The following is a 15,719-nucleotide window of genomic DNA, read 5'->3' as shown; positions in this document are numbered from 1 at the left end:
TTTTATGACCCCTTATATTTACGACTCATTAGATAACGCGTTAATAGCCGAATTAAGAAAAGACGGCCGTGCTTCTATTTCGGCATTGGCAGATGTATTAAATGTATCGCGCGGTACAGTACAAAACCGTTTAGACCGATTAGTTTCATCGGGTGCTATATTAGGTTTTACTGTACGGGTGCACGAACACATAGAAACCGAAGCCGTAAGAGCTATTATGATGGTAGAAGTAGTGGGTAAATCGACCTCGCAAGTTATAAAAACCATGCGCGGCATACCCGAGCTTACTAAGTTACATACCACCAACGGCGCTTGGGATTTAGTAGCAGAAATACAAGCCGGAAACTTAAGTGACTTTGATGGTGTACTGAGGCAAGTGCGCGAAATAGATGGTATTTTAAATAGCGAAACCAGTATTTTACTCTCATCTACTTAGGTTTAATTTAACTCATGTTTTTTGTTAAGCACTCAAGGCTACGCGCTGTTTATGTATTTGGTAATGGAGTATGTAATGAATAAGCTTTCAATTCGGTATTATTCGCAAGATATAAAGCGCCACCAGCATAATTACCATCAACTGGTTTTACCCCTACATGGCGAAATACACATAACATTAAACAATGAGTTTAAAACAACGGTAAGTACCGGCAGTTGCATAGTGATAGAGCAAAACGTAGTTCATGCTTTTACGGCCGATGAAGCAGCCCGCTTTATTGTTGCAGATTTAGATAGCCTCCCTGATAACCTTATTAATCTTTTTTGTCCTAAAATTTCAATAGATAACCGCTTATTAAGTTATTTACAGTTTATAGAGCAGCAAATGCTATTGGCAAGTGATGAAACACTGACTCATTCAACCTTTGATTTATTTTACTTATTACTTTGTGAGCAAGAAAACCATAGCAATGTTGATAAGCGAATAGATACTGTAATAACCACTGTTAAGCAAAATTTAGCTTACCCGTACACGTTAAAAGAATTAGCCAACATAGCGTGTTTAAGCGTAACGCAGTTTAAAGCTGTGTTTAAAAAAAATACCACTATGAGTGCGTTGCAATATTTAACCATGTTACGAATGCAACATGCTCGCGCCCTTTTAACCCATTCAGACTTGCCTATAGCTTTAGTTGGTGAGCGAATTGGTTATAACGACGCCTCTGCTTTTAGCCGCCGGTTTAATTTATATTTTGGACAGCCACCTAAGGCGTTTTCAAAGCAGTAATGTAGATTACCTAAACAGTAAATAATAAATTTATCTCAAGCAGCGTTTAGGTCAAATTGCGCCAGAGCAAACAATAACACCGTCCTTTTAGCACATTTTTAAAAATTGATATTGATACACTCATTAAATAGTATTTATGGAGTGGAATTAATGGCAACAAACATAGGTTTTTTAGCAATATTTTCGTGGGGGCTTTTAGCATTACTTGGTAATTTAACCAAAGCGTTACCTGCTTTTCAGTTACTTTTTATATGCTTTGCAATCTCTTTTATTATTTTATTAGTTAAGCGTTTAGCTACAAAACAGCCATTATTAACGCCGCCAAAGCTTTCTAAAAAACAAATTATAATAGGTGTTACAGGCTTATTTGGTTTTCATTTTTGTTATTTTATGGCTTTAAAATACGGCCCTTTAATAGAGGTAAGCTTAATAGTGTACCTTTGGCCATTATTATTAGGTGTGTTTGTTGCAACACCAGGGAGTAAATTTAAAGCTATATTGGGTGGTTTACTTGGATTTTTAGGCACGCTTAGTTTAATTACCGATGGCAGTGGTTTATCAATAAATAGTGAGTATTACTTAGGGTATTTTTTTGCAGGATGCTGCGCAGTGCTGTGGTCGAGTTATTCTTATTTAATGTCGCAATTTAACAGCCACATAGATGACATAGGCTGGCTTTCGCTTATTGTGGCCGTGCTTGCCCTTTGTGCACATTTTTATTTTGAAACAACCGTGATAAATTTATCTGTTTCACAATGGCTAGGCGCTATTTTATTAGGATTAGGCCCAGTAGGCGGTGCATTTTATTTATGGGATTACGGTTTAAAATTTGGTAACCGTTCGGTGCTTGCCTCGTTAAGTTTTTTAACGCCGGTACTTTCTACTTTTATTTTAATACTCGCCTCGCAAGCTCGATTTAGTTGGTCTTTATTTATTGCTTTGGCGCTTATTTTATTAGGGGCAGCCATTAGCAATAAAAAGCCATCGATAAGTTTAAAAAAAGCGTAGTTATAATTTTTTGAGGTGTTTTACTCACGCTTAAACTTAAGTGGTAATTTAAGTTTAAGCGTTAATTAATACACAGCTACATGGCGTAGCTGTGTGCGTAATCTACAATGCGTGCATTTTGGCTTTTTAAATACTCTCTGCCCGCTTTTACACCTAGCTTATGATCAAAGCGTAAATCGTTGTTTGAGCTGCCTAATAATTTACTGTGCAGCTTTTCGTCTGCAAAAATTTGTATAATCTCTACATCACTTGGTGGGTTAGCAATAAAGTTAAGCTCATCTAAATACGCTTGCTCATGCTGAATTAAGTAGTCGAGTGTTTTTGGGCAGTAGCCTGATGCACATGCAAATGTTCTTAATTTTTGCACCCATGCAGATTGCGCCTGAAAATGTGCGTCTACCGTTCTTATAACCACAATTTTACGTGCACCACGGTTATATGCTTCGCGTACAGGTAATGGTGCAGCTAAACCGCCATCAAGGTAAAAGTCTTCTTCGCTTTGCTCTGCTGCTAAGTGCGCTTCGTTTGCCGCTTTTGTATCTAACCACGGTGTTAGTTTAACGCCTTGTTTGTATAAAAACGGTAATGCGCTTGATGCTTTTAACAGATCGCGCCATTGCTTGCCTTCACCGGTAGGTGATAAGTAATAAGCTTTTCTGTCGCGTGCGTTAGTCGCGGTTATTAAAAGTTCACGGTCGCCTAAACTGGTTTTAGCTGTTTTAAAGTCGAGTACTCTGTTTACCTCAGTGGTTTTATCAAAGTACCAGTCTAAATCTACTATGTGCTTACCCATTAAGCCGCGACCTAGTTGAAAAAAACGTTTATTGCGCGAAAGCCCTCTAATTAAGCGCTTAGCGTAACCTTTTTGGCGAGCTAAGTAGCTAGTTAAATTTTGCGAACCAGCAGAGGTGCCAATAAATAAGTCAAATGGGTCGTAGTTTTGTTCTAACCACGCGTCAAGTACACCGGCTGTGAATATCCCTCGTTGTCCGCCACCTTCAGCAATCAGAGCAACTTTTGGCTGCGCTGGTTTAGTAACTGAATTAGCTGATGGGGTGTTTAGAGAATTCACGGTGTACCTGCCTTTAATTTAATGATGTTTTTGTTTATACGGTCATTATAAAAAATTAAAGTGATATCTTAAAATTGATTGTTTAAATCAGTTTAATTGAAAAAACAGAACGGTATTAAATGCAAAAGTTGCCGCTAAAAATTGGCATAACACTTTGCGCTAACTATTTAAATACCGAAAACAACTTAATACAGACACCACTAAAAGTTAATAAATAGGTATAAAACAACTAACTTTTGATGATGTCTGTATATTAACAAGCCTTGGGTGTACGCTTGCTTAACTAAATAACCAATTAATGTTTTATTTCCATTAAAATCTCTAGTGCACGGTGGCGTTTTTCACTATCGTATACGTCGTTTGTAAATATAAACTCATCCACTTCAAGCTCTTTGGCTATCATCTCTAGCTTGTGTTTTATACTTACGTGCCCGCCTACCACGCTTAAGCTTAAAAAGTTTTCTACATGGGCGCGCTCTTGTTCGCTCCATAAACCCTCCATTGTATCTACCGGTGGCTTTAACCACAGCTCTTTACCACGTATTAGTTCAAGTACCCGTTGCTTTGAGGTGGTAGATAGGTATTGCGCTTCTTCGTCAGTTTCTGCTGCCACCAGCGGTAGAGCAAGCATTACATAGGGTTTATCGAGTACGTTTGAGGCTTTAAATTCACGTTTATACAGTGCTATTGCATCATGTACAAAACGCGGCGCAAAGTGCCCTGCAAATACATAAGGCAGCCCTTTTTGCGCGGCCAACTGAGCGCTAAATAAACTTGAGCCTAATAGCCAAAGTGGTACGTTTGTATCCTCCCCCGGGATAGCACGTATTGGGTGAGTACCATTGTATGGGCCTAATAATGTTTGTAGCTCTGTTACTTCACCTGGGAAGTTTTCAGCTCGGCTCATATCGTTATTAAGTGCACGGCTGGTAACAGGGTCACTACCGGGTGCACGGCCAAGGCCTAAATCTATTCGCCCGGGGTATAAGCTTTCAAGCGTACCAAATTGCTCAGCCACAACTAATGGTGAATGGTTTGGTAGCATTATTCCGCCAGAGCCAACACGTATACGCTGAGTTTTACCTGCAATATGCCCTACTAATATTGAAGTAGCAGCACAAATTATACCCGGCATATTGTGGTGCTCGGCCAGCCAAAAGCGATTAAAGCCTAATTGGTCGGCGCGCTGAGCGTATTTAGTGGTTTTATTGAGCGTGTGAGAAACGCTTTCCCCTTTGATCATGGGGGCAAGCTCTAATAACGAAAAAGGAATGGAAGATAACAAAATAGCAGCTCCTAAAAATGCATACTAATAATGGGTGCATTATCAGCATAAAACACTTAAGTGGGACTGCTATTAAATCAATTCAAGTTAAGAGTAAGCATAAAAGCAAAATAGATATATGTTATTTTGCTCTAAGGTATTCAAGCAAGCTCAGCATTTTGTTGGCGCTGCTTTTTATAACCTTCAGAATCAACGCCTTTTTTCCAATAACCTGATGACACTATATTACCGCGCGGTATGTTAAAGTGCTCACTAAACACGGCTTTAGCTTTACGAACTAAACCGGCCTCTAGCGCCATAAACACAATAGGTGGCTGCTCCGTTAGCTCAATAGTTTTAATTGCATTGAGCATTGCTTCATCGGCGTTATTGGTAATTATCCAATTAATGTTGCGTGTGGTGTCTAAATCAATAATGTCTTGCTCTGTTGGGGCATGTATAAATGCATCAATTTTTGAAAATAAAGGCAGCGTTTGTACATAGCCTTTAATCGCATTTACCGATGTTAAATCGCCAAGTAATACATAATGTGAATGCTTGTAATTATCGAGCTTTTTAGGGCCTGGGCCTGCTATACCTAGCTCATCCCCTACTTGTGCAATTTTAGCCCAATGGGTTGCTGGGCCTTGGTGCATATTAATTACAAAATCGAGCGTTAGTGCGCCGCTTTGCTCATTTACATGCTGTATTGTGTATGAGCGCATGCATGCCGTTTTTAAATTTAAATCGGCAACGCCATTTTGTGGAATAAGCACTTTTACATAATTACCAATGTGCGCACAGGTTATATCTGCAAAATCGTCTGAGCCTACAACAATACGCTGTAAGTGCGGTGTAATTTGCTCAGTGCTTAATACTTTAGCTTTGCGAACTTGTTTACCCATTTAAAATCACCTCGTTTACAAAATAGTTAACTGCTTTTTACAGCAAGCATTGCACAACGCCCCATTGGTTGATAAAATCAACTATAGCAAATTAATTGACATTGTCAACCATATTGAGAACCCTATGAACACGCCTTTATCAAATACCTTGTTTGAACTCATGCAAAATTACCGTGTAACAATTCGTGAGGCCATTAATGCCAAAGAGCTGGGTATTAACGCTATGCACGTACGCTGTATACATATAATTGCCGGTACAAGTAACTGCACTGCTAACGATATAGTTACTAAAACACAACGCGATAAAGCACAAATAGCACGGTTAGTTAAAGATCTTATTGCGTTAAACCTTATTAATAAGCAAGCAAGTGAGCACGACAAACGCTGTTTTATTTTGTCGCTCACTGAGCAAGGCAATACATTGTTTGATAAATTATTAGCGTCTGAGCAGCAAATAAATGATCAAATGTGCAAAAATTTAAACCCTCAGCAAATCAAAGACTTTTTAAATACAGCACAACAAATGATCAAAAACATGGATTGATCGTCTTTCATTGCTTGGCATAACTCATACAAAACGCATATACTGTACACTTATACAGTGTATGCGTTTTAGGTTGAGTTATGTTTGTTATTCCCGTTTATATAGAAGCTGGTGTGTGTGGGTTTGAATCGCCCGCGGCGCAATATACCGAGCTAGGTGTTTCTCTTGATGAGTTATTAATAAAGCACCCAGATGCCACATTTATTGGCATTGCATCGGGTAACTCTATGCAAGAGGTCGGTATTTTTGAAGGCGACCTACTTGTAGTAGACCGTGCAGAGCAAGCCGATAATGGCGATGTTATTGTTGCCAATTTAAATGGCCTGTTTGTTTGTAAGTTACTTGATAAAACCAATGCAAGGCTGCTGTCGGCATCGCCCTTACATAAGCCTGTACAACTCACCCCAGCAGATGAGTTTCAGTTAGAGGGTGTAGTAACGCTTTCTGTACGCATGCACAGGCAAACTCCAGAGCTTTTAAAATGTACGCCTTAGTGGATGCTGTTTCATTTTATGCAAGCGCCGAAAAAGTATTCGACCCTTCCATTCGCTCCAAGCCTGTTGTTGTACTTACTAATAACGACGGCTGCGTATGTGCTGTGTGCCCTATTGCGAGGCAGTTAAACATTCCTAAATTTGGCCCTTACTTTAAAGTTAAGCATTTGCTTGAGCAAAACAACGTAGTTGTACGCTCAAGCAATTACGAGCTGTATGCCGATTTAAGCGCTAAAATGATGAACATAATAGGTCGCTTTTGCGACACACAATACATATACAGTATTGATGAGTCGTTTTTACACTTTAATGGCTACACGCCACTGATTAAAAACTGGCACGAATACGGCCATGTAATAAGGCGTACCGTATGGCGAGAAGCAAAACTGCCCGTAGGCGTAGGGTTTGGCCCAACGCCTACCCTTGCCAAAGCGGCTAACCACGCAGCTAAAAAGCTAAGCGGATTTGATGGTGTAGCCGTTATAGATAACGAGCAAAGCCGCCAAGCCATTTTACAAAGAATGAGCTGCGAAGATGTATGGGGTATAGGCAAGCGCCTAGCTAAAAAACTTAAAATAATGAATATAAACACAGCGTGGGAACTTGCACAGCAAAGCCCTAAAACAATGCGCCGTGCGTTTAGTGTGGTTGTAGAGCGTACAGTAAGTGAGCTTAACGGTGTAGCGTGTTTAACCTGGGACGATGTACGCCAAGATAAACGAGAAATTTATTCTACCCGTAGTTTTGGCGAGCGAATATACGAGCCTAGCGCATTAAAAACCGCCCTTATGAACCATGTTACTACGGTTGCCAGTAAATTACGGGCGCAGCGCTCACTAACAAAACAACTTTATATATTTGCCGCAAGCGGTAAACACGAAGACCGCTATTGTAAAAAGTCGTTTATGTATAAGTTTGCAACCCCCACTAACGATACCTGCGTAATGGCAAATGCAGTCTCTGAGGTGTTTAATAATATTTATCAGCCAGGGGTTCGGTTTTATAAATGTGGCGTAGGCGCTTTAGAGCTAACCTCGGTGCAGTATCAGCAAAGCGATTTATTTAACCAAAGTGCCGATAACCCAAAATTAATGCAGTGCCTAGATACAATAAATAACCGATACGGAAAAGGCATGCTAAGCCTTGCTAGCAGTAAATTAAACAACCACTGGCACATGAACCGTGATTATTTATCGCCCCAGTACACAACTCGCTGGCACGATATACCTAAAATTTACTGTTATGAATAAGCGCTATTGCCTTTGCAAATTTAACACTGTGTTTAATCGGCTTGTTTTTCAAAGGTGCATTGTACTTGTGGATCGTTAAGCGTGTATTTAACGGTGGTAGGGCTTGCAAATTCTATACTTTGCCTAATGGTTTTTTCGTTAACGGGATCAACGCAGCGACTCATTCTTAGGCTGTTATCTACACCATCACTTTTGTACTTAAACGAGCTGGTTACAAAGCAAAAGTCAGGTTTTTTAGTTGTACGTGTGCCGTTATGCAGGCTTTCAAATACTATTTGCGAACCTAATTTAAAACCGGCATCGGGATACACTGGGTTTATTAAACTCAATTGACTATCAACACAAAGCGAAGAGTTTGCTGAAACCACCTTATAATAGCCTAGCATTGTTTTTAATAAAGGAATAAAACGGCTCTTATTACTTGGCGTAGCAAAAGCAGAGGCGCTAATAAAAGTAATAGAGGCTAAAGCAAGTATTAAGGTTTTCATTGAGTGGGCGTATCCTCGTAATAATGAATAGCGTGTAGAACTTTTATAACTATAACAGAGATTTAATCTAAAAGAAGATAAGTAGCGCTATACAGTATTGCAAAGTAGTACGCTTATGTTTTACGAGAAATAAAACAAATCGGTTTATTTAAGCACTAAATAAACCGGTTTTAGTAAAATAGTAATGTGGGGTTTACTGCCAATACTTTTGAAATAACTGTGGGTAGCTTTGCTTTAAATATTTAGGTTTGTCTTTAAAGCGCTTACCCGCTGGTTGCTCACCTGATGGAACAAACGGCAGCTCGTCATCATTTCGCTCTTCATAGAGTAAACCCGCAATTAAATCGTACTCGTCAATATAGGGGTAAGGTTGCTCGTTTAAATAATATACCGGTGAACACTGTGCTAATGAGTCGGCATTAGTTAAAGCATTGTTAAATACTGTTTGTCCGCGAGAAATAAGCCAGCATCTAAACTCGCTAAAGCCGTATTCGTCGTTACAGCCCGCCATTACAAATGCCGCGCCAAATAAATCCCAGGTAAAACATTTGCGCATGTTAATACCAAAAAATTTGTCAAAGGCAATAAGCTGCTCGTCAGTTAAATCACTTAGCTTAGCTTTTAAATTTTCGCTTACACTTTCTGGGTCGAGCCCAAGGTCGGGTGCGGTTACTAAATCCCAAAAAGCCTGCTCTGTTAACGCTGCCATTATAAAATCTCTTTTACTCGGCCAACTTGACCGTCTTCTAGGCGTACCTTTATACCATGTGGGTGATTAGATGATTTAGTTAATAACCGCTCAACAACCCCCTCAGTTAAAGTGCCACTGCGTTGATCTTCTTTTAATACAATATTTACTGTTGTGCCTGGTGTAATTTGCGAACGCGTAGGAACAGCCATCGTTTACATCCTAAAAATAGTTTTAGCAATTATAGCGCCCATAGTAAGGCAAACCAATGTTAATCAACTAAAAACACTATTTGCTTAGCCGCTATAGGTAAGTTTATTTTGCCAAGCTCTGCTGTAATAATATCAATGATCTGATTTAGGTGAGTTTCGCTCTCGTGGTATGCCGTGTCATCTACAAAATAACACTTCACTTTTAATGACTTTGTTTCGTTTTTAAAATCAATTGTATGGGTTAAGTAAGCGAAACCTGGGTATGAGTGTTTTATGCTTTCGCATGCGGTGGTAAGCGCGTGTCTAATTTGTTTATCGCGGAGTTTTTGTGTTTTGGTCATGGTTTATTTAGTTTGCTCGCTTTGCTGCTTTTTGTATTCTTCAAAGTTTTTATCTTGGTTTTCAAGACATTCGTAATACTCTTTATCGGCTTTGTAATTACATTCATCAAGGCGTGCCGATTGAATTTCGTGAAAGCGCGCATCAGAGCTACAACCTGCAAGTACCGATAATCCCACAAGCAGCAACGCACTTTTAGTTATTTGACTGATTAGCATTAAATTTCCTTACATTTTTAGTAATAAAAATACGTTAAATCACAACAATATTATTGTATATTAGCGCCATAAAACCTTACTTTGCATAGGATTCATAATTATGATGTCGCAGTTACAAAAGTTGTTTCAGCGTATAGACAAAAGCAAGATATTTCAATCATTTGTTATTGCTGTTATTGTTGTTTCTGCTCTTACTGTAGGTGCTCACACTTACTCACTTCACCCTACTGTAGAATTTGCCCTTAATTGGATGGATGTAGGGATCACCGCCTTCTTTTTAATTGAGTTAGTTATTCGCTTTATTGCAAGTAAAGGAATAAAAGACTTTTTTTCAAAGGGTTGGAATATATTCGACACCATTATTGTACTGGGTAGTTTATACCCTGCCGCAGGCTCTGCAATGTTACTTGCAAGGTTGTTGCGTATATTTAGGGTACTGCGTTTAGTATCTATGATCCCTGAACTGCGTTTATTAGTTAATTCATTGCTAAAAGCTATTCCGCAAATGGGCTATATAGCGCTGCTAATGTTTGTTATTTTTTATATTTACGCGGCCATGGGCAGTATGATGTTTGCTGACATTAACCCCGTGCTTTGGCAAGACGTTTCAATTTCAATGCTTACGTTATTTAGAATAGCGACCTTTGAAGATTGGACCGACATAATGTACGAGACCATGGCAGTTTACGAGCTAAGCTGGATTTTTTATCTCACCTTTATATTTTTAACTGCGTTTGTATTTTTAAATATGATGGTAGGCGCTATTTTAGAAGTAATGGGGGAGGAGCATCGCAATGCCCGTGAAGAACTTGCAGATAGTAACTCGCTACCCGCAACGCAAGGGCAAGTAAACGAACTACAAGCCCAAATTGCAGAGCTAAAAACGTTATTAAGTAAAACCTCGGATAATACCAACTCCAATAAATAGCTGATCTATTTTACTTGCTAAAACAACTCATTTCTTTGTTGTAAATTTCACAAAGGGAACAACCATTTACATCAATTTACGCCTAGAACTGAATTGTTTTTTCGGCGTAAAATTTAGAACACATACTTAATGGAGTTGGTATAAGAAAATACACCTAGCTAAAACTTAAAAAGCCCTTTGTATTAAGTAAATACAAAGGGCTTTTAGTTATTCATCTTCGTCTTGCGTGTCTTCAAACGAAATTACGTTATCGACCTTCATTTTAAACGCATCAAAAAACGCATTTTTTAAAACCGATACCACCGCCTGAAAAGTAGAAACATCGGCATTATCTAACTGCCCTTCAATAGGAATACGTGCAGCCACCAGCTTAGAATCATCGTTTTCTAATAGCGAGCTAAGTAAATCTATACTGCCTTCAAAAATAGCGGTAAATAGGCCGTCGTCATCTTTTTCAATATCTTCGCGCCACGAAAAAACACTTAAATTGTGCACACCGGCTTTTACATAACCATTTAAGTTATTGTTATTAGCTGCAAGCTCCATTGCACCATCAATACCACCGGCTTCTATATCAAATGGGGTATACACTTTAAAAACAGTTTCGAGATTTTTAACCGAAAAGCGTTGCACCTCAACATTAAAATCAAAATTAGCCTGTTCACTAAAAGGGTCTAACTTCCCGTTTAATGAAAGTGCAGCCTCTCCCATTAAAGCGCCTTCTACATTTAAACTGGTGACTAACGTTTTAGAAAGGTTTTGGGCATTGGTTATATTTTTAATCTCAGCATTAATATTTGAAATATACGTGGGTTTTTCGCCGTCGTTTGTCGCATTAACTAACGAGACTTTACCGTTATTAATACGCAAGGTATCAATTGAAAAAAGCACTAAATCGTTAGCAAGCCCAACCCATGTTGTTTCGTCTTTAACTTGTTGGTTTTGCTCAGCGGTTGATGGGTCTTTATCGTATATAACAATTTCAGGGCGAGAAAAGGCCATATTAGTGACTAGATTGCCCTTTAAAAGCGCAGACCAAGCAAGAGAAAAATCAAGAGTTTGTACCGCCAATAACGGTTTAGGGGCTGATGTTGCATCTACAGCGTAAATTTCAACATCGTCAATGGCGTAAGCACCGCGGTATAAATATAAATCTACATCGCCAACATGCCCTGTTATTCCTTGTGTTTGTTCAAGCTGCTGGTTTACATAATATTGCACAGCATAAGGCGCTGCCGCTCTTAGTAGAATTAAAAATAAAACAGTAGCAACTAAAACAGAGAACCATTTATTTCGGACATGTTTAAAAGTAAAAGCCATTTTATATCCTTGTTGTAGGGCTTAATTACGCGGAATTAAGTAAATGTTACGCGCGTAAGTGAACTAAATACGCACAAAATAGCTAAAACCGAGTAAAAAACGGTGTAATACAATAACAGGAGCAAGAGCTATACCAGAAAACGCAATGTATACATATTGGGTACGCTCAAGTAATACATAAATTTTTACAAATAGCGCGTTTTAATAACAGCACTTTGCTCGAATTACTAAGCAACCTCAACTACAGTAAAAAGTAACTCACACAAGAACATACCTCTATGAGCCCAATCTTTTTTATTTTAATTACTCTTTTACTTACCAGTATTGTTTGGTCTGTTATATTTTTAATGGCGTGGTATACCTTAGGTAAAAAGTTATATGCGTTATTTTGGGCAAGTGCATTTATATGCTCTGCCTGCCAATGGGGCACAATTTTATTGCAACCCTACTTTGAATCTGGTGTTACATATTGGATGCTTGCGGTAAGTTTTTCGATGGCATCGGTTTTACTAGGAACCTGGGGGCACTGCATACGCACACGGTGCCCTATTAATATGCACTATTTGTTAGCAATTGCTGTTATTACATTTGCTGCTGTGTACTACTTTAAAGCAGTAAATGCGCATGTAGGTTTGAATATGTCGTTATACATTTACTACGACATAATCCTGCTTCTTATAAATGCCGTTATTATACTAAAGCATAAACAAAAATCGCTTCCTGCTGAAATTGGTGCAGCTGTAACATATACCGTATGCGGATTATTTTTATTTATTGCAGCGACAATCGCACTCATGCAAGGCGCTCAAGTTAAACAAGCCTATTTAGATTTATACATACTCATTAACTTTATTACAGTCCCTACTGCTCATGTAGGCATGGCGGTATTTATTATTTTTATAATGGCTTCAGATTTAGCCCAAGAAATGCAAAAACTAGCCATGACCGATGTACTTACAAAATGCGTAAACAGGCGCGGCTTTTACGAAATAGGCCAACAAAAACTTGAAACTCAATTAAGCTGCGAACAACATGTATCGCTTATATATTGGGATATAGACTCATTTAAAAACATAAATGATGAATACGGCCATGCTGGTGGAGACGAAGTCCTTATTCAAGCAACTAAACGTGTAAGGGCATGTTTAAATAAAGACGATATATTTGCCAGAATAGGCGGAGAAGAATTTGTAATACTCATAGCCAGAGATTCAGAACTAAAAGCAAAGCAATTTGCCGATACCCTGCGCGCTACTCTTGCAAGTAAGCCCATTGAATACAAACAGCAATGTATAGATGTTACTGCAAGCTTTGGAGTTATAAGTATTAAATGTGCCACTACACAAATAGATAAAGCCATAGATTTGGCCGACAAAGCGTTGTACATAGCAAAACACGAAGGCAAAAATAAAGTAGCGTATGCAGTGCCGCTTAATTAACGTTAATTAAAAAAGGGGCTAGCTATACGCTAACCCCTTTTAAATACATACTTTTAAATGTAAGAATTATTCACCGTCTACAATTATGCGAAGCATACGACGAAGAGGCTCTGCTGCGCCCCATAACAACTGATCGCCCACAGTAAATGCACTAATGTATTTAGGACCCATCGCTAGTTTACGAATTCGGCCAACAGGAATACTGAGCGTACCTGTTACTTTAACTGGGGATAAGTCAGTAGTACTGATATCGCGCTCATTTGGAATAACTTTAACCCACTCGTTATGTGAGGCTAAAATTTCTTCAATTTTTTCTACGCTAATATCTTCACGTAATTTAATGGTCATCGCTTGGCTATGACAACGCATAGCACCAATGCGTACACATAAACCATCAATAGGTACCGGCTGCTTAGAAGAGCCTAAAATTTTGTTCGCTTCAACCTGTGCTTTCCACTCTTCTTTAGACTGGCCACTTGGCATAGGCACGTCAATCCACGGAATTAAGCTACCCGCAAGCGGCACGCCAAATTGGTCTTGTGGTAAATCGCTAGAAGCCATTTTTTCGCTCACTATTTTATCAATTTCTAAAATAGCTGAACTTGGGTTATCTAGTTGCTCGGCAACACTTGAATGAATAGCGCCCATTTGTGCAATAAGCTCTTTCATATTACGTGCACCCGCACCCGAAGCCGCTTGGTAAGTCATTGGGCTTACCCATTCAATTAGGTCTTGCTCAAACAACCCCCCTAAAGCAAGTAACATTAACGATACGGTACAGTTACCGCCTACAAATGTTTTAACGCCTTGCGCTAAACCTTGCTCAATGACATCTTTGTTTACAGGGTCAAGAACAATAATGCTGTCATCAACCATACGCAGTGCAGATGCCGCATCAATCCAATAACCATCCCAACCTGACTCACGTAATTTTGGGTAAACCGCTTTGGTGTAGTCGCCACCTTGACAGGTAACAATAATATCCATTTTAGCAAGTTCATTTACATCACTTGCATCTAGTAACGGTTTTGCGTCGCCCGCAATATCAGGGCCGAGTTGCCCAGCTTGTGAGGTGGTGAAAAAGGTGGTGTCGATGTTTGCAAAATCACTTTGCTGCTGCATACGTTCTAATAACACAGAGCCTACCATGCCACGCCAACCGACTAATCCTACTTTTTTCATTGTTTGTTCCACTGTTTGGTTCATAAAAGATGCCTTAATACATTAAAAATTAAAATTCATTGCGTGAGAATTAATTTTTATTAACGCCAAAATAACACCCAAAGCGCCCTAAAACTAGTGAATAAATCGAAACTTAAATATTTTTCATACTGTAAGGGCATATGACAAAAAGTAGATAAATTAAACATTAATAAAAGCGTCACCCTGTTGAAACCTAAACCGACCAAGCTTAGTAGGAACATTAAATACAGACATTTATTAAATTTTATATTAACCAAAGGAAAAATGATGAAAACACTCACTTTCGCTCTACTTGCTTTAAGTTCAACATCGATTAATGTATTTGCAAACTCAACGATTTCAGCAAACGAAATGACGCTAAATAAAGATGGACAAGTAACCTTTACACGTGCTGAAGTTGGTATAGAAGAACGACAAGGCGTCTTAGTTAATACTGCCACAACCTATTACAGCCCAAAAGTGTGGATAAATGGTAACTTAAAGCCATTTTTCGTAGGATCTACAAATGGAAATCAATTTTGTGAAGAACGCGGTCATAACCAAGAAATTTCTGGAAGTACAATTACTTGTGGGGAAGATGAAAGCGCTTATGGTAACTTTGATTGGTATAACCAATTATGGACAATGAAAAGCACTGGTAGTAAAAACCAATGCTATCAACTTTATGCAACTATAAAGTGTCAGTAGGATATAAAATTGTAGCCCTATACTAATTATAGGGCTACAAACAATTTAGTACATTAGATGCGATGAACTGATCCTATATAGTCAGTAATGCTATCACTACAACTGCGCGCATCATCACCATTAAACTCCTCAAGTATATAAATTTTTACAGGCGTTTCTAAACTTTTTGCTTCAGCAAGCTTTTCTAAGATCTGGCCAAATTGAGTGTCTTGGTAAGCTAAAGTTAACTTGTCATTAGCCATGTGAGTAATACTATTAGTTGTTTTCACAATTACCTGAGAATGATTTAGCTGGATATCATCAACAATAACAGAACATGATCTTGCAGCTAGCGCATCATTCGCAAAACCAAAAGAACCAACTATAACAACTGAGCTAATAACCTTTCTTATTAAATTCATGGATATTATTCCTTTTAAAATAAAATTATAAAACTTA

20 protein-coding genes are annotated in these 15,719 nt (G+C 38.6%); 9 read left to right on the top strand and 11 right to left on the bottom strand.

What is annotated here, in order from left to right; genetic code table 11:
- Positions 1–4 precede the first annotated feature (4 nt).
- The 3 genes from PESP_RS20280 (at position 5) to PESP_RS20270 (ending at position 2,230) form a co-directional block, all read left to right on the top strand.
- Positions 5–436, top strand: a complete 432-nt coding sequence (locus PESP_RS20280; protein WP_089349805.1) for an Lrp/AsnC family transcriptional regulator — start codon at positions 5–7, stop codon at positions 434–436.
- 75 nt (positions 437–511) lie between these two features.
- Complete coding sequence (locus tag PESP_RS20275; protein WP_089349804.1) at positions 512–1,222, top strand: helix-turn-helix transcriptional regulator; 711 nt, start codon at positions 512–514, stop codon at positions 1,220–1,222.
- 150 nt (positions 1,223–1,372) lie between these two features.
- A complete protein-coding gene (locus PESP_RS20270) occupies positions 1,373–2,230 on the top strand; it encodes a DMT family transporter (RefSeq protein ID WP_089349803.1) in 858 nt (285 codons plus the stop codon).
- A 76-nt stretch (positions 2,231–2,306) separates the two neighbouring features.
- Here the strand turns inward: PESP_RS20270 and PESP_RS20265 are convergent, their stop codons facing one another.
- The 3 genes from PESP_RS20265 to PESP_RS20255 form a co-directional block, all read right to left on the bottom strand.
- Positions 2,307–3,302: a patatin-like phospholipase family protein gene (locus PESP_RS20265; protein WP_089349802.1), complete on the bottom strand. Its 996-nt coding sequence runs from the start codon at positions 3,300–3,302 to the stop codon at positions 2,307–2,309.
- A 295-nt stretch (positions 3,303–3,597) separates the two neighbouring features.
- Positions 3,598–4,587 (bottom strand): LLM class flavin-dependent oxidoreductase, encoded by a 990-nt coding sequence (locus tag PESP_RS20260; protein WP_089349801.1) that lies wholly within the window; start codon positions 4,585–4,587, stop codon positions 3,598–3,600.
- A gap of 140 nt (positions 4,588–4,727) precedes the next feature.
- A complete protein-coding gene (locus PESP_RS20255; protein ID WP_089349800.1) occupies positions 4,728–5,471 on the bottom strand; it encodes a siderophore-interacting protein in 744 nt (247 codons plus the stop codon).
- A 124-nt stretch (positions 5,472–5,595) separates the two neighbouring features.
- Between PESP_RS20255 and PESP_RS20250 the strand changes: the two genes are divergently transcribed.
- From PESP_RS20250 to PESP_RS20240, 3 genes are all read left to right on the top strand, one after another.
- Entirely contained in the window at positions 5,596–6,015 is a 420-nt protein-coding gene (locus PESP_RS20250; RefSeq protein ID WP_089349851.1) for a MarR family winged helix-turn-helix transcriptional regulator, read from the top strand.
- A gap of 80 nt (positions 6,016–6,095) precedes the next feature.
- Positions 6,096–6,509: a S24 family peptidase gene (locus tag PESP_RS20245; protein ID WP_058550343.1), complete on the top strand. Its 414-nt coding sequence runs from the start codon at positions 6,096–6,098 to the stop codon at positions 6,507–6,509.
- On the top strand, positions 6,497–7,759 hold the full coding sequence (locus PESP_RS20240; RefSeq protein WP_089349799.1) for a Y-family DNA polymerase: 1,263 nt from the start codon (positions 6,497–6,499) through the stop codon (positions 7,757–7,759). The genes PESP_RS20245 and PESP_RS20240 overlap by 13 nt, the downstream gene beginning before the upstream one ends.
- 32 nt (positions 7,760–7,791) lie before the next feature.
- Here PESP_RS20240 and PESP_RS20235 read toward each other — a convergent pair whose 3' ends face one another.
- The 5 genes from PESP_RS20235 to PESP_RS20215 form a co-directional block, all read right to left on the bottom strand.
- Entirely contained in the window at positions 7,792–8,247 is a 456-nt protein-coding gene (locus PESP_RS20235) for a hypothetical protein (protein ID WP_089349798.1), read from the bottom strand.
- A gap of 193 nt (positions 8,248–8,440) precedes the next feature.
- A complete protein-coding gene (locus PESP_RS20230) occupies positions 8,441–8,956 on the bottom strand; it encodes a DUF4240 domain-containing protein (protein ID WP_089349797.1) in 516 nt (171 codons plus the stop codon).
- Positions 8,956–9,147, bottom strand: coding sequence for a YwbE family protein (locus PESP_RS20225; protein ID WP_089349796.1), 192 nt, complete (start codon positions 9,145–9,147; stop codon positions 8,956–8,958). Before PESP_RS20225 ends, PESP_RS20230 begins: the two co-directional genes overlap by 1 nt.
- A 59-nt stretch (positions 9,148–9,206) precedes the next feature.
- A complete protein-coding gene (locus tag PESP_RS20220) occupies positions 9,207–9,488 on the bottom strand; it encodes a hypothetical protein (protein WP_089349795.1) in 282 nt (93 codons plus the stop codon).
- A gap of 3 nt (positions 9,489–9,491) precedes the next feature.
- Positions 9,492–9,704 carry a hypothetical protein gene (locus PESP_RS20215; protein WP_089349794.1) on the bottom strand — a complete coding sequence of 71 codons (213 nt, stop codon included), beginning with the start codon at positions 9,702–9,704 and terminating at the stop codon, positions 9,492–9,494.
- A gap of 100 nt (positions 9,705–9,804) precedes the next feature.
- On the opposite strand from PESP_RS20215, the gene PESP_RS20210 reads away from it, so the two are divergent.
- A complete protein-coding gene (locus tag PESP_RS20210; RefSeq protein WP_089349793.1) occupies positions 9,805–10,632 on the top strand; it encodes an ion transporter in 828 nt (275 codons plus the stop codon).
- A gap of 207 nt (positions 10,633–10,839) precedes the next feature.
- Here the strand turns inward: PESP_RS20210 and PESP_RS20205 are convergent, their stop codons facing one another.
- A complete protein-coding gene (locus PESP_RS20205; RefSeq protein WP_089349792.1) occupies positions 10,840–11,952 on the bottom strand; it encodes a DUF748 domain-containing protein in 1,113 nt (370 codons plus the stop codon).
- Between the two features lie 278 nt (positions 11,953–12,230).
- Here PESP_RS20205 and PESP_RS20200 point away from each other — a divergent pair, with 278 nt between their 5' ends.
- The gene (locus tag PESP_RS20200) at positions 12,231–13,391 is read left to right on the top strand and encodes a GGDEF domain-containing protein (RefSeq protein ID WP_089349791.1); all 1,161 of its coding nucleotides are present in this window, start codon (positions 12,231–12,233) and stop codon (positions 13,389–13,391) included.
- A 66-nt stretch (positions 13,392–13,457) separates the two neighbouring features.
- On the opposite strand, the gene asd is transcribed toward PESP_RS20200, so the two are convergent.
- Positions 13,458–14,597: an aspartate-semialdehyde dehydrogenase gene (asd, locus tag PESP_RS20195; protein ID WP_089349790.1), complete on the bottom strand. Its 1,140-nt coding sequence runs from the start codon at positions 14,595–14,597 to the stop codon at positions 13,458–13,460.
- A gap of 261 nt (positions 14,598–14,858) precedes the next feature.
- Between asd and PESP_RS20190 the strand changes: the two genes are divergently transcribed.
- Positions 14,859–15,281, top strand: coding sequence for a hypothetical protein (locus tag PESP_RS20190; protein WP_245852275.1), 423 nt, complete (start codon positions 14,859–14,861; stop codon positions 15,279–15,281).
- Between the two features lie 53 nt (positions 15,282–15,334).
- Here PESP_RS20190 and PESP_RS20185 read toward each other — a convergent pair whose 3' ends face one another.
- On the bottom strand, positions 15,335–15,682 hold the full coding sequence (locus PESP_RS20185) for a hypothetical protein (protein WP_054201576.1): 348 nt from the start codon (positions 15,680–15,682) through the stop codon (positions 15,335–15,337).
- Positions 15,683–15,719: the final 37 nt, after the last annotated feature.

This window comes from Pseudoalteromonas espejiana DSM 9414 (genome assembly GCF_002221525.1).
In the GTDB taxonomy this organism is placed as follows: domain Bacteria; phylum Pseudomonadota; class Gammaproteobacteria; order Enterobacterales; family Alteromonadaceae; genus Pseudoalteromonas; species Pseudoalteromonas espejiana.
This window is presented reverse-complemented; position numbering and strand designations above follow the sequence as displayed.